Origin of the sequence: Flavobacterium ichthyis (genome assembly GCF_009915155.1) — a bacterium.
GTDB classification, from domain to species: Bacteria; Bacteroidota; Bacteroidia; order Flavobacteriales; family Flavobacteriaceae; genus Flavobacterium; species Flavobacterium ichthyis.
Genome location: NZ_JAABLM010000002.1, coordinates 13,022 through 34,224 on the forward strand (window position 1 = coordinate 13,022; position 21,203 = coordinate 34,224).

Consider the following 21,203-nt stretch of genomic DNA (forward strand, 5'->3'; position numbering starts at 1 on the left):
TTCCTAATTCCTTAATGGTTTAGAAAAAACAGTACTATGAAAATAAAAACCAAACTAAATCTAGCTGTCGGATTGTTATTCCTCTTAATAATTGTGCTTTCTTTGGTAAGTACTTTTTATATTTTTTCGATAAAAAAAGATACCCAAAACATCCTGAAAGCCAATTACAACACCTTGGAATATGCTAGAAATATGCTTTCTGCATTGGATGAAATTGCTGAAGACGAACCAAAAGCCATTCTTCTTTTTGAAAAAAACCTACAACAACAAAGCGACAACATTACAGAAGCAGGCGAAAAAAAAGCAACTCAAAACTTGCAAAAAAAATTCGAGCAATTAGAACTTGACCCTAAAAATGAAAAACTAAAATCACAGATTCGGCAAGACATTTTTGAGATTATGAAACTCAATATGAATGCCATAAAAATCAAAAGTGATATTGCCAAAGAAAACGCCGAAACTGCCAATTTATGGATTGCTATCGTGGGAACATTATGCTTTTTAATTGCTTTTAATTTGTTAGTGAATTTGCCTAATAATATTGCCAATCCGATAAAAGAATTAACGGAAAGTATCAAGCAAATTGCCAACCGGAATTATTCCGAACGTGTTCATTTTCAAAACCATAACGAATATGGCGATTTGGCAAAATCGTTCAACACCATGGCAGAAAAATTGGAAGAATATTCTAACAGTAGTTTGCACAAATTGACCTTTGAAAAAAAACGATTGGAAACGTTAATTAACAATATGCACGACCCCATCATTGGATTGGACTATGACGGAATTATTCTGTTTGTTAATGAGGAAGCTTTAAAGATTACTGGGCTAAAACAAGAAGAAGTTATCGGACAATTGGCTACAACTTTGGCCTTGAAAAACGATTTGATGAAGTCCTTAATCATCAACGAATTGGAAAGTCCGAAAACACATCCTATGAAAATTTTTGCCGATGGAAAAGAAAGTTATTTCGAAAAAGAAACGGTAAACATCACTATAAAACCAACTGGAGAAGAACAATCTATCGACATTGGAAACGTCATCATCTTGCGAAACATTACCCTTTTTAAGGAACTGGATTTTGCCAAAACCAACTTTATTGCAACCGTTTCGCACGAATTAAAAACACCAATTGCTTCCATAAAAATGAGTTTGCAACTATTAGAAAATACTTCAACTGGAGCTATAAATGACGATCAAAAACAACTGATAGAGAGTATTAAAGATGATAGTCAGCGGTTATTAAAAATAACTGGCGAATTATTAGAATTATCACAATTAGAAACCGGAAACATCCAATTGAATATAGAAAAAAGTTATCCGAATGAAATTGCAAAATACGCTATTGAAGCGGTTAAAGTTCAAGCAGAACAAAAACAGATTGATGTTGTACTGGAATCTGCATCTAATTTATCAAAAGTAAAAGCAGATAGCGAAAAATCATCTTGGGTTTTAATTAATTTCTTGACCAATGCTATTCGTTATTCCTCGGAAGATAGTATTGTAACTGTAAAATTGAAACAAGAGAACAACCAAATTGTTTTTCAAGTTACCGATAAAGGAAAAGGAATTGACAAGCGTTATCAGTCGAAAGTTTTTGATAAATATTTTCAAATTCCAGGGAGTCATAAATCGGGAACTGGATTGGGTTTAGCTATTTCCAAAGAATTTATTGAAGCTCAGAATGGAAGCATCGGCTTGGAAAGCGAATTGGGTTTGGGAAGCACTTTTTATTTTAAATTACCCATTGCCTAAACTTTTACTACCCTATTTTAATAGTTCGATCTTTAAGCTTTTCTTTTAAATTATAGAAAAAAACCTATTTGAGGGTACAACCTTACCAAAAGCATTTTTGTACATTTACAGCTTCTGAAAATTAAAAATAAAAAATTCAGAACTCTAAATTCAGAACTCTAAAATCAAAAATCAAAATGTCTGTAGCGAAAAAAGATTATAAAAGAATAACCACCAAGTCCTTGATTGAAATGAAAGCCAATGGCGAAAAAATTTCGATGTTGACGGCTTATGATTTTACAATGGCAAAAATCGTTGATACTGCTGGTGTTGATGTGATTTTGGTGGGTGATTCGGCTTCAAATGTAATGGCGGGTCACGAAACGACTTTGCCCATCACGTTAGACCAAATGATTTACCACGCATCAAGTGTTGTCAGAGCTATCAACAGAGCTTTGGTTGTGGTGGATTTGCCTTTCGGAAGCTATCAATCGGATCCAAAAGAAGCACTTCGTTCTTCGATTAGGATCATGAAAGAAAGCGGTGGTCATGCTGTGAAACTGGAAGGCGGAAGCGAAATCAAAGATTCTATCAAAAAGATTTTGAATGCTGGAATTCCAGTAATGGGACATTTGGGCTTGACGCCTCAATCTATCTATAAATTCGGAACTTACACTGTTCGCGCCAAAGAGGAAGCCGAAGCCGAAAAACTGATTGAGGATGCTAAAATGCTGGAGAGAATTGGTTGTTTTGCCTTGGTTTTAGAAAAAATTCCAGCTCATTTGGCCGAAAAAGTAGCTAAAAGTATTTCAATCCCAGTAATAGGAATTGGAGCTGGTGGCGGTGTTGACGGACAAGTTCTCGTAATTCACGATATGTTGGGAATGAACAACGAATTTAGTCCAAGATTCTTAAGACGTTATATGGATTTATATGAAGGAATGACCACGGCAATTGGTCAATATGTAGCAGATGTGAAATCGAGTGATTTCCCGAACGAGAAAGAACAATATTAATTTTAGACTTCTTGGACTATTAGACTTCTTGGACTATTAGACTTCTTGGACTTCTTAGACTTCTTGGACTTATTGGACTTATTGGACTTATTGGACTTATTGGACTTATTGGACTTATTGGACTTATTGGACTTATTGGACTATTAGACTTCTTAGACTATTAGACTTCTTGGACTATTAGACTACTTGGACTTCTTGGACTATTAGACTTCTTGGACCATTAGACTTCTTGGATTTCTTAGACTATTTGATTTATATAGATTTAAAAAAATCAGTTATAAAATGTAAAATTCTAAATTATGAACCAAAAAAAGTATTTATGCACCGTTTTAAAGAATTAGAAATTTGGAAAAAAAGTAGAAAATTTTGTTCCGAAATCTATAATACTACCGCTGATTTTCCTTCTGAAGAGAAATTTGGATTAACCAATCAGCTTCGTCGAGCAAGTGTTTCAATTCCATCTAATATTGCTGAAGGAAGTGCTCGAAACTCGCAAAAAGACTTTGCTAGGTTTTTAGAAATTGCAATTGGTTCTGCTTATGAAATTGAAACACAACTCCTAATCGCATCAGATTTAGGCTTTTTAAATATTGACGATTTAAATCGTCTAATTAACAAGATAGAAGAAATAATTAAAATGACCTCAAAATTTAGAGCCTCTATAAGTACAACATAATCAACCAAAAAATCTAGTAGTCCAACAAATCAAAGTAATCTAAGTAGTCTAACAAATCCAAGTAATCCAAGTAGTCTAAGTAGTCCAAGAAGTTTAACAAATCCAAGTAGTCTAAGTAATCTAAGTAGTCTAAGTAATCTAAGTAGTCTAAGTAGTCTAAGTAATCTAAGTAGTCTAAGTAATCTAAGTAGTCTAACAAATCCAAGTAGTCTAAGTAGTCTAATGAAAATAGTTTCCGATAAAAATAACCTCCAAGTCCTCCACGAAGACAATCATATTATTGTCATCAATAAACGTGTTGGCGATATCGTTCAAGGTGATAAAACGGGCGACAAACCTTTGAGTGAAGTCGTAAAAGAATATATCAAGGAGAAATACAACAAACCAGGTGAAGTTTTCCTAGGTGTCGTTCATCGGCTCGATCGTCCTACAACTGGAATTGTGGTTTTTGCTCGAACTTCAAAAGCACTGACCCGATTGAATGAACTTTTTGCCAACCGGGAAACCCAAAAAACCTATTGGGCGGTTGTGAAAAATAAACCAGCAGAAAAAGAAGCAAAACTCGTTCATTATCTCAAAAGAAATGAAAAAAACAATACTTCAAAAGCCCATTCACGAGAAGTTTCAGGAAGTAAATTGGCAAGTTTAGATTATAAAATCATCAAGGAACTCAACAATTATTTTGCTCTCGAAATCAATTTACATACCGGAAGACACCATCAGATTCGGGCTCAATTATCAGCAATAGGTTGTCCCATAAAAGGCGATTTGAAATATGGTTTCGACCGAAGCAATCCCGATGGAGGCATTCATCTTCATGCTCGAAAATTGGTATTTATACATCCTGTTTCAAAGGAAGCGTTAACAATTACGGCTCCAGTTCCGCAAGATTCCGTTTGGAAATCAATTTAATTTTTTTCCTAGTAAAACATAAATTTTTCTTAATAAAAATGATTACCTTCATATTAAGAAAAAATTATCCCATGAAAACAATTATTTCTATTGCCATTTTTTGCGTCACTACCGGAGTTTTGGCGCAAGATCACTTTTCCGGAATCGCTACTTCAAGACGCGGAGGTTTGCTAAATGCAAGTTATAACCCCGCAGAATTGGCGAACTTACAAACCGATTACGAAGTAGCAATCATCGCTACAAGTGTTAATTTTTCAAACAACCGTTTGGGATATTCAGATTTACTAAGTGATAATTTTGAAGATAAAATTTTTGCCACTGACAAAAAAGTAAATTTGTTATTAGATACAGAATTGATGGGACCCGGTTTCGCAATAAAAATTCAAGATTGGGCATTTTCTTTTCAGTCTAAAGCTTACGCAAAAATTAATTTTTCTGAAGTAAATCCGTATTTGGGTGATGCATTAACCAATGAAAATTACTTGTCGTTGCTCAATTCTGTTGTAATTTCTGATGGAGATAACCAGCGTGCCAATGGAACCGTTTGGGGTGAATTGGCTTTTGGTATTTCAAAAATTATTTTTGAAGATGACACTCATAAATTCAATGCAGGAGTTTCAATGAAATTATTATTTCCGGGTTCGTATGCTAACTTTGGTGCCCGAAATTTCAATGGAACCATTGATATTGTTGCAGGAAACCCCGAACTTACGAATGCAACTGCTAATTTGAATATTGCTTATTCTGGCGGTTTAGCAGAAGATTTTACCGAATTTAACAACTATTCCTCGGCTCTTTTCGGAAATTTAAATGGTTTTGCGGCCGATTTTGGCTTGAATTATCAGTTAAAAGATGACCAGCAGTATAAATTAAATGCAGGAGTTTCCTTAAGAAATATAGGAAAAATGAGTTTTAAAGACAGTAACAATCATGCCACCAATTATACGCTAAATATTCCTTCAGGTGAATCCTTAAATTTGAACCAATTTCAAAATGTTTCTAATTTTGAGGACGTTGAGGAAATTTTATTGCAAAGTGGTTATCTAACCGAAACACCTTTGTCAAGAGATTTTCGGGTAAATTTACCTTCACTATTTTCCGCTTATGCCGATTTGAAAATTGTTTCTGACTTTTATGTTACGGTTTTTGGTCAACAAAAACTAAACGAAGATGACGGTAACGACCAAATTACTACTCAAAACGTGCTTTCTATCACACCGCGATACGCTACAGAAAAATTTGAAGTTTTTGCACCAATCGCTTCTAATGAAATTTCCGGATTTACTGCCGGATTAGGAATGCATGTTGGCGGATTTTTCGTAGGTTCTGGTTCGGTTTTAACTGCTTTATTAGCTGATGGCCAACAAGCAGATTTTTACATTGGCTTTAGATTAGGATTCAATTAATTTATGACAAACATTCAACAAAGACGCGAAAAACTCAAGCAATTTTTAGAACTCATCATTAAAAAAGAAGAGGAAATTATCAATGCGCTTCAAAAAGATTTTAAAAAACCGGCTTTTGAAACTTATGTAACGGAAATTTTCGTAGTACAAAGTGATCTTCGCCATTTGATTAAAAATATGGTTAATTGGTCAAAACCTAAAAAAGTTGCTGGTTCTTGGCTCAATTTTCCGTCTTCCAATTACATTTATCGAGAACCTTACGGAAAAGTTTTGGTGATTTCGCCATGGAATTATCCGTTTCAATTGGCAATTTGTCCTGCATTGTGGGCTTTTGCTGCCGGAAATTCTGTGGTGTTAAAACCTTCGGAGTTAGCACCAAATACAGCTTCTCTTCTATCCGAAATGATCCGGGAGATTTTTGAAGTAAAAGAACTAGTCGCAGTTTTGGGCGATGTTGAAATTGCTAAAAATTTATTGCAAAAAAAGTGGGACTATATTTTTTTCACCGGAAGCCCGAAAGTAGGAATTGAAATTGCCAGAGCCGCTGCAAAAAATTTAACACCTGTCACTCTGGAATTAGGCGGAAAAAATCCCTGTATTGTTCACAAAAGCGCCAAAATTGAATTGGCAGCAAAAAAAATCGCTTGGGGAAAATTTTTAAATGCCGGGCAAACTTGCATCGCTCCAGATTATTTGCTCGTTGATGATGCCATAAAAAATAAATTTATCGAAGCAATTAAGAAAGAAATTATTTCATTTTTTGGGTCGGATATTGCAAAATCAGACGATTATGCAAGAATTATTAATCGCAAGCACTACAACCGATTGAAAAAATTGCTTGAAAGCCAAAATGTAATTTTTGGTGGAGATACCATCGAAGATGATCATTTTGTGGCACCAACTTTAGTAGAAAATCCATCTTTAGAAAGTGATATAATGCAAGACGAAATTTTTGGACCTATTTTGCCTATTCTTACCTTTTCGAGTTCAGAAGATATAGAAAAGATTATATCTAAATATGACAAGCCACTTTCTCTTTACGTTTTCGCCGAAGATAAAAATTTTTCCGAAAAAATAATTAAAAAATATCCATTTGGGGGTGGTTGCGTTAATGATGTTATCATTCATTTCTCTAACAAAAATTTACCTTTTGGTGGCGTTGGAAAATCAGGAATTGGAGCTTACCACGGAAAAGATAATTTTTTAGTTTTTTGTCATCAAAAATCGATTGTAAAAAAAGCAACTTGGGCTGACTTGACACCACGTTACGCACCTTACGGCAATCGGCTTAAATTCTTAAAAAAAATAATGCGTTGGTTGTAACTTTATACTTAATTTCGCAGCCAAATATCACCAAAATAAATAATGGAAACTACCACTAAAAACCGTTTGGAAGAAATTAAAAAAAATGGTTATCGGCTTGATTTCAGTGAAATGATTTCGAAATGTATCGAAAATTACAAAAAAATAGTTTGGATTAACGGAGCGGCAATTTTACTTTTATCACTCATCTTATTTGCTTTAAGTGTTGCGATGTCGTCCATCGTTTTCGGAGTAGAATACGTGCTTTCTCCACTTTCAAAAACGCAATTATCTCAATACTCAGTAGTTACAATTATTACGACCGTGGTTGTGGGAGTACTTTTTGCGGCAATTATCATACCTTTTTATGCGGGTTTATTGAAAGTTTCGCATCAAGCCGAAAATAACCAACCATTTGACTTCAACACTGTTTTTTATTTTTACAGAAGCAATTTTGTCAAAGACCTAATCGTTGCCGGGGTAATTGTGAGTTTAGTAAGTAGTTTTTGCAGTACATTACTTAATTATTCAGGATACTTTATTTGGGGTCAAATAATTACTTACTTTATTCAGTTTATCACTTTATTTTTTATCACTTTCATCATTTTCGGAAAAATGACCGCCATTGAAGCTATTGAAGCCAGTTTAATAATGGTATTCCGAAACTTTTTTGTGGTACTCTGTTTAATGCTAATAGCGTTCGTTATGGGGTTGTTGGGAATAATTGCTGTATGTATCGGAATTTTTTTTACGCTTCCCATTATTTTTTCAATGCAATATGTAATATACAATGAAGTTATTGGAACAAATTTCAGACTCGAAATAGAAGATATAGGAAGCGAAACATCAGAATTTTAATTTTCTTAAAATTATTCCAAAAAAATTCATTTATTTGTAACAAAATTTTGTTAATTATGAAATGGCAAGGACGAAGAAAAAGTGATAATATGGAAGACCGCCGTGGTATGGGATCAACCGGAAAGGTGATTGCAGGTGGTGGATTAATTGGGATTGTAGTTTTATTACTCAACATGTTTGGCGGCGAAACGGGACAAAATATTGCTCCAATTTTAGAGCAAATGCAACAAAATCAGCCCCAAACTGAAAGTAGAGAATTAACCGCAAAAGAAAAAGAAGAAGGCGAAATGGTGAACGCTATTTTAGTGGATACAGAAGATGTTTGGACAAAAATTTTCCAAGAAAACGGGATGACTTACAAAAAACCAAATTTAGTGCTTTTTAGTGGTCAAGTTCAAACCAATTGCGGTGGAGCTACTTCGGCTTCGGGACCATTTTATTGTCCTGCTGATCAAAAAGTTTATATGGACATGACATTTTTTGGCGAACTTAAAAATAAATTAGGAGCTAAAGGAGGTGATTTTGCAGTAGCTTATGTCGTAGCACACGAAATTGGTCATCACGTTCAAACGCTTTTAGGAACTTCTGGAAAAGTGCGTCAAGCCCAACAAAATTTGAGCCAAGCCGAAGCGAACAAACTTTCGGTAGCATTAGAGTTGCAAGCAGATTTTTATGCTGGAGTTTGGACGCATTACAACCAAGACATGAATAATTTTCTAGAAACTGGCGATATCGAAGAAGCGTTAAGTGCAGCTGAAGCTGTGGGAGACGATGCCATTCAAAGTAAAATGCAAGGTCATGTTGTGCCAGATTCTTTCACACACGGAACTTCTGAACAAAGAATGCATTGGTTTATGAAAGGTTATAAAACCGGTGATATCAAGCAAGGTGATACTTTTAAAGAAATCAGATAAAAGGCAAAACCGGAACTTGTTTCCGGTTTTTTTATGACCTATTTTTACCGCTTAAATTTTTTCCGTGAGAAATATTTCCACACATACAATCGAAAACCCGAAAGCATTTAAAGAAAAAATACTGAATTGGTCCCAACAATTTCGGGAAGTCATCTTGTTAGACAGCAATGATTTTGAACAAAAATATACTTCATTTGATTTTTTGGTAGCAGTTGATGCATTTACTTCAATCGAAACTGATGCTTTACATGGATTTTATGATTTATCTCAATACCAACAAATTACAAAAGATTATATTTTTGGATATTTGAGTTATGACTTGAAAAATGACGTTGAAAAACTAACATCTGCAAATTATGACGGACTCGAATTTCCGGAGCTTTTTTTCTTTCAACCGAAGAAAATTTTTAAAGTAAAAGCAAATGAACTTACAACAGAATATTTGTTAATGTGTGAGGATGAATTGGAAAATGATTTGCGTGAAATAAAAAATTTTGAAATTAATACAGAATCATTTCCAGCAAAAACAAAAATTGAGCAACGAATTTCAAAAGAAAAATATTTAGAAAAAATTGCCAAAATGCAACAATACATTCATCGTGGAGATATTTACGAAGCGAATTTTTGCATGGAATTTTTCGCCGAAAATACATTGATTAATCCTTTGGAAATTTATCGTAAAATTCAGGAAATTTCCGCACCACCGTTTGCTTGCTATTTAAAAAATAATAATAATTATTTGCTTTGTGCTTCGCCCGAGAGATATTTGCGTAAGCAAAATAATTTAATTCTCTCTCAACCCATCAAAGGAACTGCAAAACGTGGTAAAAATTCACAAGAAGATACAATTATAAAAAATGAATTAGCCAAAAATCAAAAGGAACGCTCTGAAAATGTGATGATTGTAGATTTAGTTCGCAATGATTTATCTAGAACAGCAACCAAAGGAAGTGTAAATGTGGAAGAATTGTGTGGCGTTTATACCTTTGAGCAAGTGCATCATTTAATTTCTACCATTACATCAGAAGTTGCTGATGGTCAAATTCCAACCGAAATTATCGCTACTACATTCCCGATGGGAAGCATGACAGGAGCTCCAAAAATTTCTGCCATGAAAATTATTGAGGAACTCGAAGAAAGCAAACGCGGATTGTATAGTGGTGCCGTGGGTTATTTTACACCTTCAGGCGACTTTGATTTCAATGTGGTGATTAGAAGTATTTTGTATAATTCTCGTAAAAAATATGTTTCGTTTTCCGTAGGAAGTGCAATCACAGCACTTTCCGTTCCCGAAAAAGAATACGAAGAATGTTTGTTAAAAGCCAAAGCCATGCGAACGGTTTTAGAAGCGTAAAATCTTTTTCTTTTGTTATCTTTGAAAATGCTCAACAAATTTCAAAAACATTTAGAGAATCATTTTCCCTATTTGCAGGGAAAAAAATTGCTGATTGCCGCTAGCGGTGGTGTTGACAGCATGGTATTGACACATCTATTTCAACAATTAAATTACGAAATTTATTTGGCGCATTGCAATTTTAATTTGCGCGGTAAAGAAAGTGACGAAGAACAAAATTTTGTTGAAAATTACGCCAAAGAAAATAATTTAAACTTAAATCTAAATTCTTTTGACACAAAACTTTATGCAAAAGAACATAAACTATCAATTCAAGTAGCTGCAAGACAATTAAGGTACATTTGGTTTTATCAAATTTTGGAAGAAAACAAGCTCGATTTTATTTTAACCGCACATCATTTAAACGATTCTTTAGAAACCTTTTTCATCAATCTTTCGAGAGGAACCGGTTTGAATGGCTTGGTTGGAATTCCTTCGCAGAATGACAAAATTGTGCGTCCGTTGCTGAATTTTAGTCGAGAAGAAATCTTGGAATATGCCGAAAAAAATAGTATTTCTTGGCGCGAAGACAGTAGCAATGCTTCCACAAAATACGTTCGGAATCATTTTAGGCATGAAGTTTTGCCAGAAATTACTAAAGTCTATCCTCAGTTTTTGGAACAATTTAAAGACACTTTGCACCATTTGCAACAAGCTCAAAGTTTGGTTAGTGATGCCGCAGCGATGATCTATCAGCAGGTTGTGACGGAAAAAAATAACCAAAAATTCATCAGATTGTTTGATTTAAAAAGACTTCCAAACTACGAAGCGTATCTTTATCAATGGTTACAACCGCTCGGTTTTACGGCTTGGAACGACATTTACGATTTGATTGATGCCGAAACCGGAAAGTACGTGGTTTCTGAAAAATATAGAATCTCGAAAGATCGCGATTTTTTAATTGTTGAACCGATAGCGGAAAGTGATACTCAAGAATATTATTTGCCGGAAGATACAAATCTCCAGAATCCAATTTCGTTAAATTTACAACTCACTCACACTTGGGAAATTTCTGATAACAGGAATAAAATTTTTGTAGATAAAGAAAAGTTAAAATTCCCGCTAATCATCAGAAAATGGCGCAAAGGTGATTACTTTTGTCCTTTTGGAATCCATGGCTCAAAAAAAGTAAGCAAATTTTTTAGAGATGAAAAATTTACTTTAAGTGAAAAAGAAAACAGCTGGCTTTTATTATCTGAAAATCAAGTAGTTTGGATTATTGGAAAAGCACAAGATCAGCGGTTTAAGGTTAATGATTCTACAAAACAAATTATACAAATTGAATTCAAATAATGAAAAAAATAGCCCTCCTTTTTTTCCTGTTTTTCTCCTTTTTATCGCTTCAAGCGCAAATTTTAGACCCTGTAAAATGGACTTCTAAAATCGAAAAAAAATCCGATTCTGAGTATTTATTGACTTTCACAGGAACGATTGAACCCGAATGGCATGTATATTCGCAGTTCACGCCAGATGGTGGTGCTTTACCTTTAGAAGTTTTGGCTAACAATTCAGAAAATAATTTTTCATTAGAAGGCAAAGCCAAAGAAAGCAAAACCAAAACAGCATTCAACGAAGTATTTGAAGTAGATGAAACTTTTTTTGAAGGCACTTTTTCGCTCGAACAATTGGTAAAAACCACCAATCCTGATAATAATTTATTGCAAATAGAATTGTCTTATCAGGTTTGTAAAGAAGTTTGCATTCAGCAGAATAAATATTTTGAGTTTGATTTAAAAAATTCACAAGCAGTTGAAGTTCAGGCTTTTTCAGAAACAAAACCCGCAGAAGTTAAAAAAGAAATTGTTGCCGAAAAAACGGAAAAGAAAGAGGAAGGAGACCCGAATCCTTGGACGATTTTAATAGGAACATTTTTAGCTGGGATATTGGTCACTTTCACACCGTGCGTTTTCCCGATGATTCCCATGACGATTAGTTTCTTTTTAAAACAAAATTCAAATAAAGCAAAAGGAAAGTTTAATGCATTTTTCTATGGATTTTGTATCGTTGCAATTTATGTTTTAATATCCTTACCTTTTCACTTTTTCGAAAGTTTAAACCCTGACATTTTCAGTGAAATTTCAACAAACGTTTATTTAAATATTTTCTTCTTTTTAATTTTCGTTGTATTTGCTATTTCATTTTTTGGCGCATTTGAAATTACGATTCCCAATAGTATTGCCAATAAAGCCGATAATGCGTCTAATACCAGTGGATTAATGGGTATATTTTTCATGGCGCTAACGCTAATTATAGTTTCGTTTTCATGTACAGGTCCTGCATTAGGTTTAGTATTGGGAAGTGTTCTATCAACAGAAGGTGGTGCAATGTTGCTGACAATCTCGATGCTTGGATTTGGGCTCGGTTTATCCATGCCATTTATATTTTTCGCTCTATTTCCAAGTATGTTAAAAAACCTTCCTAAATCTGGTGGTTGGTTAAACTCTGTAAAAGTCGTTTTCGGATTTATAGAACTCGCATTGGCGTTTAAGTTTTTATCAAACGCCGACTTGGTTTTACAGTTACATTTGTTGGAACGTGAGGTTTTCTTAGCTTTTTGGATTGCCATATTTTTTGCGTTATTTCTTTATTTGTTCGGAAAACTTACGTTACCGCATGACAGTCCCATGCAATCAGTTTCAGTGGGAAGAATGCTTTTAGGCCTCGTTTCATTGGCTTTCACTGTTTATCTAGTTCCTGGGCTTTGGGGAGCTCCTTTAAAACTTATAAGTGGCTTTCCGCCTCCATTAAATTATAGTGAATCTCCTTTAGGAATCGGTAATAACGGTGGATCCTCTTTGAATCAGGAACTTCCAATTGGCGCTAAACTTTCTGTACATGGAATTGTAGCTTTCGAAGATTATGAAGATGGTTTTAAATATGCTAATGAAATCGGAAAACCTATTTTGCTAGATTTTACTGGACGTGCGTGTGTAAATTGCAGAAAAATGGAAGAATCTGTCTGGTCTGACGCCGCGGTTCTATCTATACTGAAAAACGAGGTGGTTTTAATCTCACTCTATTGTGACGAAAAACGAGAACTTCCAGAAAGCGAACACTTCAAATCTAAAGTTACGGGAAGAAAAATTACCACTGTTGGTGGGAAATGGAGCGATTTTCAAATTTCAAAATTCAATTCTAACGCTCGTCCGTATTATATTCTTTTAGATAATAACGAAAAAATGCTAAGTGAGCCAATTGCCTATGAACCAGATATAGATATTTACCTTGATTGGTTGAAATCCGGCATTTCAAAATTTAAATAAAAACCAAAAACGCTCCTGTAATAAGAGCGTTTTTTTTAGGCAACAATTTTGTCGATATAATTAGAATTGAGCAAATACAAAGCTCCCATGTATCGTATTTTAAAAGAAATCAAATCGCCAATCTTATATTTCTTTTCCGCATTGGAAATATCCACCACCAACATATCCGAACTAGCGTCTATAATTTTAATATTTTCGTCGTGAGGTTCGATGTATTGTGGTTGCATGTCCAGAAGTCCGATGTCTAAAATGGCACGAAGTGACGAACTTCCAAGATCGTAATTATCATCACTTTTAAAAACTTTTCCCGAGACATTTTCTCCTAACTCACCACTCGGAAGATTGGGCTTTTCAGTAATTTCAATCACTTCCGAAAAAAGCGTGAAAACCTCAGTTTCCATGCCTTCAATGTCATTTCCCGTAAACAAATCATTGGCAAAAAAAAGCGCCTCTCCTATTCTGAAATGGTTCACAGCCATTGGTCGGGCATTTTTCAAAATCAACGGAATCGCCACAGAAGTTCCGCCAGAAACCCAGGGAATCGAAATATTAAATTTGGCTTCAATCAACTGTTTGTAAAGACTTAACTGAATCAATTTGTCTTGATTTGGCATCACGCCACTCAAACAATTCAGGTTGGTTCCAATGCCTCGAATTTCGATATTGGGCAAACTTAAAACTTCGCCATAAAAATCTACGAGGTCTTCTCCCATCACGCCTTCGCGCAAATCACCCATTTCAATCATAATAATAATTTTATGGCTTTTTTGCTGTTTCCCAGCTTCTTCAGATAACATTCTGATGGTTTCGATTTCGGTGTTAAAACTTACATCGGCATATTTCACAATCTTTGCGATGCTTCGTTTTGCAGGCGGTTTGATGTAAACAGTTTGCACATCACGCGACATTTCTTTGATGGTTTTTAAATTGCTAATTCGGGAATCGTGAATTTCTTTAATACCCAAATTAATCAACTCCTGCATATACAACTTGTTACCACACAATAACTTAGAAACAACTCCCCATTGAATATTTCTGGAGCTGAATAAATTTTGCAAAAACTGGTAGTTGTGTTTTAATTTTTCTCGGTTTAATTGAAGAAAAGCCATTCCTTAGTTTTTGACAGGTTTTTCCAAACGCATTTCTAAATATTTATTGGTAAATCCGAGTTTTTCATACAATTTTAAAGCCGGATTCTGAGGTTCGCAATGCAATGCGATATTTCCGTCGGAAAACTGAATAGCATCTTCCATCAATTTTTTACCAATTCCTTTTCCACGGTACAAATTGTTAACGGCAATATAAACTAAAATATTTTCGGGAATGTAACCGCTCATGCCGGTTTTGTTGAGCACAACGGTACCTACAATTTCGTTTTCGGCTACAGCCAAAATAATATTTCCACCTTTTGTAGCATCAGTTGCGAAGGCCAAACATTTTAAAATATCTTCTTTTTTATCACCAAATTCATCCAGATGCTCGACTAAAAAATCGGCAATTTGATCATTGTTAAACAAAGTTTTGTCAGCTGGAAAAAATTGAATTGTTTGTGTTTCCATAATCTATTTTTGTGCTGTTTTTTTAGGACGAAATTTTAGGAGCAACTTGTCAATAAGTCACTAATATTTCAAAAAAAATGAAACAGAAAATCCGCCGCGGGGAAAACAGCCGGTAAGAAAAATAAGGACTTTCCTTATTAATTATTGAGTTGCAAATTTACAACAATTGATTGGGAGAGACAAAAAAATTCAACAAAAATCCTAAAACTAAATTCGTAAAACACTAATATTCAGCTATTTGATAATAATGTAATCAATTTTCTTGCCGCAGTTTGTACCGGATCCCAAACGGGTGAAAATGGTGGTGCATAAGATAAATCCATGTCAATTAATTCCCGTAGGGATAATTTTTTGGTCAAGGCTACGGCAATCACATCAATTCTTTTTGCAGCTCCTTCTTCTCCGATAATTTGTCCGCCTAAAATTCTTCCTGTTTTATTTTCGGCAATTAATTTAACATAAATATTTTTAGCATCGGGATAATAACCTGCACGAGATTTTGTGGTAATCATCGTGGTAACATAACTGATATTCAAGTTTTTAAGTTCTTTTTCTTGCAAACCCGTTCGGGCTACTTCGTATGAACAAATTTTGCAAACCGCCGTTCCCGTAACACCCGGAAAAACCGCTTTGTTACCGACCATATTTTTTCCGGCAACCAAACCCGATTTATTGGCGACAGTTCCCAAAGCAATATAAAATTTTTGATTGCTAACCAAATGAAAAGTTGTGGCACAATCGCCAGCTGCCCAAACATTTCTGATGTTAGTTCGTTGCGTTTTGGCTACGATAACGGCGCCATTTTCAGCTAATTTTATTTTTGAATTTTTTAAAAATGCGGTATTTGGACTCGTCCCCATTCCTAAAATCACCAAATCAGCTTTTAGCGTTCGCTTATCGGTAACCACACCCGTGACGCCATTTTTGTTTGCGGTGAAATGAAGCAGTGATTCTTCGCCATAAATTTTTACGCCTAAATTTTCTATTGTTTTCCGCACAATTAATCCCATATCAGGATCCAAAGTGTTCATGATTTCTTTGGATTTGTTGATGAGTGAAACCTTCAAACCTTTGATCAACAAAGCTTCCGCCATTTCTAATCCTATATAACCACCACCCACAATCACAGCCGTTTTCGGTTTTTTTTCTTCGATAAAATTGTGAACTTTTAAACCGCTACTCAAAGTGGAAACACCGAAAATTCCATCGGCATCGCGGTTTTCTACATCCGGACAAAATGCTTTTCCACCTGTGGCAATCAGCAATTTATCATACGTTTCCCAATATTGCGTTTTGTCAGATTTCCGAACCAAAACCCGATTTTGAGTGGTATCAACTTCAATCACTTCATGCTTTAATTTTACCTGAATATTTCTTTGCAAAAAATCTTCCGGCGTTCGCACAATCAATTCTTCATACGAAGTTACTTTTCCCGAAATAAAATACGGTATGCCACAAGCAGAATAAGAAACGTAGTTTGATTTTTCAAATACAATAATTTCCACTTTTTTGTTTTCACGTCTAATCTTTGAAGCAGCAGTCATTCCGGCAGCATCACCACCAATTACAATAATTTTTTCGGTTTTCATGTGAAATAATTTTCGGCTTTTCTTTTAAAATTACAACTCTTCTTACAAATAATTGGCAAATTTTTATTTTTTATATATTTTTAACGGAAATAAAATGTATCTGCCATGTTAGTAAAAGTTTTTGGAAGCGCCGTTTTTGGCGTTGAAGCCACTACAATTACCGTTGAAGTCAACATTGATAAAGGAATTGGTTACCATCTTGTGGGACTTCCCGACAATGCCATTAAAGAAAGTAGCTACCGGATTGCGGCTGCGTTAAAAAATAATGGATACCAACTTCCCGGTAAAAAAATCACGATTAACATGGCTCCGGCAGATTTGCGCAAAGAAGGTTCTGCTTATGACTTGACTTTGGCTATCGGTATTCTCGTGGCTTCCGGACAAATTAAGGGCGACGAAGTTGAAAAATATGTCATCATGGGCGAATTGTCGCTCGACGGAAGTTTGCAGCCCATTAGAGGTGCTTTGCCAATTGCCATCAAAGCCAAAGAAGAAGGTTTTAAAGGATTTTTTCTGCCGAAACAAAATGTAAAAGAAGCTGCGATTGTTTCGGAATTAGATGTTTATGGTATTGAAAACGTCCAAGAAGTCATTGATTTTTTTGAAGGAAAAGGCACGCTCGAACCTACGGTTTTTAACACACGCGAAGAATTTTACAAAACCCTCGATTTTCCCGAATTTGATTTTAGCGATGTTAAAGGCCAAGAATCGATTAAAAGATGTATGGAAATTGCCGCTGCCGGAGGACACAATATAATTTTAATCGGACCTCCAGGAGCAGGAAAAACCATGTTAGCCAAGCGATTGCCCAGCATTTTACCTCCCATGACTTTACGTGAAGCACTCGAAACTACAAAAATTCACAGTGTTGCCGGAAAAGTAAAAGACGGCGGATTGATGAACCAACGACCGTTCAGGAGTCCGCATCATACGATTTCAAATGTAGCCCTTGTTGGCGGCGGAAGTTATCCTCAACCTGGTGAAATTTCCATGGCACATAATGGCGTTTTATTTTTAGATGAATTGCCCGAATTTAAACGCGAAGTGCTCGAGGTAATGCGACAACCTTTAGAAGATCGCGAAGTTACGATTTCCCGAGCCAAATTTACCGTTACTTATCCCTCGTCTTTTATGTTGGTGGCGAGCATGAATCCGAGTCCGGGTGGTTATTTTAACGATCCTGATGCTCCCGTAACCTCGTCGCCAAACGAGATGCAACGCTACATGAGCAAAATTTCCGGGCCGCTGCTCGACAGAATTGACATTCACATTGAAGTCACTCCGGTTCCGTTTGAAAAGTTAAGTGACGACCGCAAAGCCGAAAGTAGTTCGTCCATTAGAGAACGCGTCACCAAAGCGAGAGAAATTCAGAGTGAGCGATTTGCTGAGATGGAACACATCAATTATAACGCACAAATGAGCACGCGACTGATTCGGGATTTTTGTGTTTTGGAAGAAAATTCTAAAGAATTGCTCAAATCTGCGATGGAACGTCTCAATCTTTCTGCCCGAGCTTACGACCGAATTTTAAAAGTTTCCCGAACCATTGCCGATTTAGAAAATTCGCCCAACGTACAATCTCACCACATTTCCGAAGCCATTCAATACAGGAGTTTGGATCGTGAAGGTTGGCTAGGTTAAATTTTTTTTATAAAATAGTACAAAAGATTTTCTTGCTAGGAACTATGGGAAAAGCGTAATGATTATTCAGAATGCAGATGAAACCAAAATGAAATTGAGCAGGAATTTTTTTGCTTAAATTCCATATTTTCCTTGCTCGACAATTATTGGAAGCGTAAAGACAAATGCTTAGCCCCGATTGAAGCGGAAATCCTCCAGCTTTTTCTGCTGGAGATTGAAGCGGAAAGCGGGAATTGCCTTTCCTGAAAACGAAACAACGATTCGCTCCAAATAAAAAACCCGCTTCTTACCGAAACGGGTTACTTTATCTAAATCTCTAAAAGCCTAACCTTCTAAAAATCTAACAATCTAAATTACATGTGCAAAGGTCGGTTGTCTGTTGCCGCAAGTGCAGCTTCTTTTACGGCTTCGGCATAAGTTGGATGTGCATGACTCATTCTTGAAATGTCTTCGGCTGAGGCTTTGAATTCCATTGCGGTTACGGCTTCGGCAATCAAATCGGCAGTTCGGGCTCCAATCATGTGGATGCCTAACACTTCGTCTGTCTTTTTATCGGCTAGGATTTTCACAAAACCGTCGGTATCGCCACTTGCACGGGAACGTCCCAAGGCTTTGAAAGGGAAACTTCCAGCTTTGTACTCCACTCCTGCTTCTTTTAATTGCTCTTCGGTTTTTCCTACAGCGGCAACTTCTGGCCAAGTGTAAACAACGCCCGGAATCAGATTATAATCGATGTGTGGTTTTTGTCCTGCAATGGTTTCGGCTACGAAAACGCCTTCTTCTTCGGCTTTGTGAGCCAACATGGCACCTTTTACTACATCGCCAATGGCGTAAATATTTTTTACGGAAGTTTGCAAATGATCGTTCACTTCGATCTGACCTCTTTCGGTTACTTTTACACCCGCTTTGTCGGCATTCAAACCGTCAGTGTAAGGACGACGACCAACTGAAACTAGAGCATAATCTCCGTCAAGTGTGATGGTTTCGCCTTTTGCATTTTCGGCTTGAACTTGAACATCGCTACCGTTTCTTTCTACAGATTTCACTTTGTGTGAGGTGTAGAATTTCATGCCTTGTTTCTTCAAGACTTTGGTCAATTCTTTAGACAAACCTGCATCCATTCCTGGAATGATTCTGTCTAAATATTCCACTACAGAAACTTGAGCACCAAGACGAAGATAGACTTGTCCTAACTCTAATCCGATAACGCCACCACCAATAACGATAAGGTGTTTTGGAACTTCTTTCAAGTTTAAAGCTTCTGTTGAAGTGATGATTTTTTCTTTGTCGATTTTGATAAATGGCAAAGAAGAGGGTTTTGAACCCGTTGCAATAATGGTATTTTTTGCTTCAAGAGTTTCAGAAGAACCGTCTGCTTTTGTGACTTTTACGTGAGTGGCATCTTCGAATGAGCCAACACCCTCAAAAACGGTGATTTTATTTTTGTCCATCAAATATTTGATACCTGAAACGTTTTGGTCTACAACCGAAGCTTTTCTGGCAATCATTTGCTCAATTGAGAATTTGACTTCGCCTGTGATTTCGATTCCGTGTTCCTTGAAATGCGAAATGGCATCGTGATAATGGTGTGAAGAATCTAGTAATGCTTTTGATGGAATACAACCCACATTTAGGCAAGTTCCGCCAAGGGTTGGATATTTTTCAATGATTGCAGTGTTGAAACCTAATTGTGCACAACGAATTGCGGCAACATATCCACCTGGTCCTGAACCGATAACGACTACGTCAAATGAACTCATAGTATATTTTTTTGTGTGTTTAAATTTTTGCAGTACAAAATTACGGAAGTTTTTTTGTTTAGATAGCCTTTTGAAGTTACTAATTAAGATTAATCAAGGCTTTTTTTCTGGATTTCTGCTTGTATGAAAAACGGAATAAACAATTACTTCGTTTCCGATAATTTCATAGATAACAATGAAAGGAAATTTTTTAAATTTCATTTCCCTGTAGGTTGATTTTCTTTTAATCGAAAATAATTCGGGATTTGATTTTATAATCGTCAATCCTAATTTTAAAGAATTTAAAAACTGCTTTCCTAACCCTTTTTGTCTAGACTCATAAAAGTCGATGGTTTCGGTAATCTCTAAAGAAGCAAGTTTAGAAATTATGATTTTAAAAACCATATTTTTTATTTAATTCCTTTTCAAAATCTCCCCAAGAAGTTCCTGAATTGTCATTTGAAAGATATTTAGCTCTTTCTTCTTCTATCTTAAAATAGTGGCTTTCTGGAATTGAAGAAGTTGCATCCTCTTTAATTATTGCATCAAAAACACTTTCAAGCAATTCTAGTTTTGATTCATCTTCTAGGATTTTACCAAAATCTTTAATTAATTTTTTTCGCAATATTTTAGTTTCCATACCAATCTGTTTTTATCAAAATTACATCTTTTTAATTAAAATCAATACCACAATTTAAAACTAGTCGTATTTTTTACTTCTCCAATCATAAATGTACTGTGAGTACTCCCAATGTGTTGCAATGTTGTGAGTTTTGTGACCATAAATTCCCGGTATTCTTCCATGTTTTCTACACAGATTTTTAGGATATAATCATAATCGCCACTGACGTGGAAACATTCGAGAACTTCTGTCAATTGCACGACTTCTTTTTCGAATTGGGAAATGAATTCCTTGGTATGTTGCATCAATTTGAGATGGCAAAAAACGACGAAGCCTTTTTGAATTTTATTTCTATTTAAAAGAATTACATATTTATCGATGATTTTTTCACGTTCGAGTTTTTTGATTCGTTCATAAACTGCTGTAACGGAAAGATTGAGCTTTACGGAAAGTTCTTTTGTGGTTTGTTTGGCATCTTCTTGAAGAAATTGGAGCAGTTTTTTATCGATGTTGTCTAGTATCATTTGGAAATATTTTCAGTTGAAATGTAAATATTCTTGTTTTACTTTAAATATAATT

General features: G+C 35.4%; 19 protein-coding genes. 12 read left to right on the plus strand and 7 right to left on the minus strand.

Going from position 1 to position 21,203, the window contains the following annotated elements:
• Positions 1-36: 36 nt before the first annotated feature.
• The 11 genes from GV828_RS01750 (at position 37) to GV828_RS01800 (ending at position 13,474) form a co-directional block, all read left to right on the plus strand.
• A complete protein-coding gene (locus tag GV828_RS01750) occupies positions 37-1,755 on the plus strand; it encodes an ATP-binding protein (RefSeq protein ID WP_166535747.1) in 1,719 nt (572 codons plus the stop codon).
• Positions 1,756-1,931: 176 nt separating this feature from the next.
• Entirely contained in the window at positions 1,932-2,750 is an 819-nt protein-coding gene (gene panB / locus GV828_RS01755; protein WP_166535748.1) for a 3-methyl-2-oxobutanoate hydroxymethyltransferase, read from the plus strand.
• Positions 2,751-3,069: 319 nt separating this feature from the next.
• Positions 3,070-3,426, plus strand: coding sequence for a four helix bundle protein (locus tag GV828_RS01760; protein WP_166535968.1), 357 nt, complete (start codon positions 3,070-3,072; stop codon positions 3,424-3,426).
• A 222-nt stretch (positions 3,427-3,648) separates the two neighbouring features.
• The gene (locus GV828_RS01765; RefSeq protein WP_166535749.1) at positions 3,649-4,338 is read left to right on the plus strand and encodes an RluA family pseudouridine synthase; all 690 of its coding nucleotides are present in this window, start codon (positions 3,649-3,651) and stop codon (positions 4,336-4,338) included.
• A gap of 71 nt (positions 4,339-4,409) precedes the next feature.
• On the plus strand, positions 4,410-5,744 hold the full coding sequence (locus GV828_RS01770) for a hypothetical protein (RefSeq protein ID WP_166535750.1): 1,335 nt from the start codon (positions 4,410-4,412) through the stop codon (positions 5,742-5,744).
• A 3-nt stretch (positions 5,745-5,747) separates the two neighbouring features.
• On the plus strand, positions 5,748-7,067 hold the full coding sequence (locus tag GV828_RS01775; protein WP_166535751.1) for an aldehyde dehydrogenase: 1,320 nt from the start codon (positions 5,748-5,750) through the stop codon (positions 7,065-7,067).
• 42 nt (positions 7,068-7,109) lie between these two features.
• The gene (locus GV828_RS01780; RefSeq protein ID WP_166535752.1) at positions 7,110-7,904 is read left to right on the plus strand and encodes a DUF2189 domain-containing protein; all 795 of its coding nucleotides are present in this window, start codon (positions 7,110-7,112) and stop codon (positions 7,902-7,904) included.
• A 56-nt stretch (positions 7,905-7,960) separates the two neighbouring features.
• Entirely contained in the window at positions 7,961-8,818 is an 858-nt protein-coding gene (ypfJ, locus tag GV828_RS01785) for a KPN_02809 family neutral zinc metallopeptidase (protein ID WP_166535753.1), read from the plus strand.
• Between the two features lie 64 nt (positions 8,819-8,882).
• On the plus strand, positions 8,883-10,172 hold the full coding sequence (gene pabB, locus GV828_RS01790) for an aminodeoxychorismate synthase component I (protein ID WP_166535754.1): 1,290 nt from the start codon (positions 8,883-8,885) through the stop codon (positions 10,170-10,172).
• 27 nt (positions 10,173-10,199) lie between these two features.
• Positions 10,200-11,504, plus strand: a complete 1,305-nt coding sequence (gene tilS, locus GV828_RS01795) for a tRNA lysidine(34) synthetase TilS (RefSeq protein WP_166535755.1) — start codon at positions 10,200-10,202, stop codon at positions 11,502-11,504.
• A complete protein-coding gene (locus GV828_RS01800; RefSeq protein WP_166535756.1) occupies positions 11,504-13,474 on the plus strand; it encodes a protein-disulfide reductase DsbD family protein in 1,971 nt (656 codons plus the stop codon). Before tilS ends, GV828_RS01800 begins: the two co-directional genes overlap by 1 nt.
• A 35-nt stretch (positions 13,475-13,509) precedes the next feature.
• Here GV828_RS01800 and GV828_RS01805 read toward each other — a convergent pair whose 3' ends face one another.
• The 3 genes from GV828_RS01805 to GV828_RS01815 all read right to left on the minus strand — a co-directional run bounded on the left by GV828_RS01805 (position 13,510) and on the right by GV828_RS01815 (position 16,622).
• Positions 13,510-14,583 carry an alanine racemase gene (locus tag GV828_RS01805; RefSeq protein ID WP_166535757.1) on the minus strand — a complete coding sequence of 358 codons (1,074 nt, stop codon included), beginning with the start codon at positions 14,581-14,583 and terminating at the stop codon, positions 13,510-13,512.
• 3 nt (positions 14,584-14,586) lie between these two features.
• The gene (locus tag GV828_RS01810) at positions 14,587-15,033 is read right to left on the minus strand and encodes a GNAT family N-acetyltransferase (RefSeq protein WP_166535758.1); all 447 of its coding nucleotides are present in this window, start codon (positions 15,031-15,033) and stop codon (positions 14,587-14,589) included.
• Between the two features lie 230 nt (positions 15,034-15,263).
• A complete protein-coding gene (locus GV828_RS01815; RefSeq protein WP_166535759.1) occupies positions 15,264-16,622 on the minus strand; it encodes a CoA-disulfide reductase in 1,359 nt (452 codons plus the stop codon).
• 105 nt (positions 16,623-16,727) lie between these two features.
• Between GV828_RS01815 and GV828_RS01820 the strand changes: the two genes are divergently transcribed.
• Positions 16,728-18,263 (plus strand): YifB family Mg chelatase-like AAA ATPase, encoded by a 1,536-nt coding sequence (locus GV828_RS01820; protein ID WP_166535760.1) that lies wholly within the window; start codon positions 16,728-16,730, stop codon positions 18,261-18,263.
• Positions 18,264-18,616: 353 nt separating this feature from the next.
• On the opposite strand, the gene lpdA is transcribed toward GV828_RS01820, so the two are convergent.
• The 4 genes from lpdA to GV828_RS01840 all read right to left on the minus strand — a co-directional run bounded on the left by lpdA (position 18,617) and on the right by GV828_RS01840 (position 21,148).
• Entirely contained in the window at positions 18,617-20,023 is a 1,407-nt protein-coding gene (gene lpdA / locus GV828_RS01825; RefSeq protein ID WP_166535761.1) for a dihydrolipoyl dehydrogenase, read from the minus strand.
• Positions 20,024-20,116: 93 nt separating this feature from the next.
• Positions 20,117-20,407 carry a type II toxin-antitoxin system RelE/ParE family toxin gene (locus tag GV828_RS01830; protein WP_166535762.1) on the minus strand — a complete coding sequence of 97 codons (291 nt, stop codon included), beginning with the start codon at positions 20,405-20,407 and terminating at the stop codon, positions 20,117-20,119.
• Entirely contained in the window at positions 20,397-20,642 is a 246-nt protein-coding gene (locus GV828_RS01835; RefSeq protein ID WP_166535763.1) for a hypothetical protein, read from the minus strand. The genes GV828_RS01830 and GV828_RS01835 overlap by 11 nt, the downstream gene beginning before the upstream one ends.
• A gap of 41 nt (positions 20,643-20,683) precedes the next feature.
• Positions 20,684-21,148 (minus strand): Lrp/AsnC family transcriptional regulator, encoded by a 465-nt coding sequence (locus GV828_RS01840; RefSeq protein WP_166535764.1) that lies wholly within the window; start codon positions 21,146-21,148, stop codon positions 20,684-20,686.
• Positions 21,149-21,203: the final 55 nt, after the last annotated feature.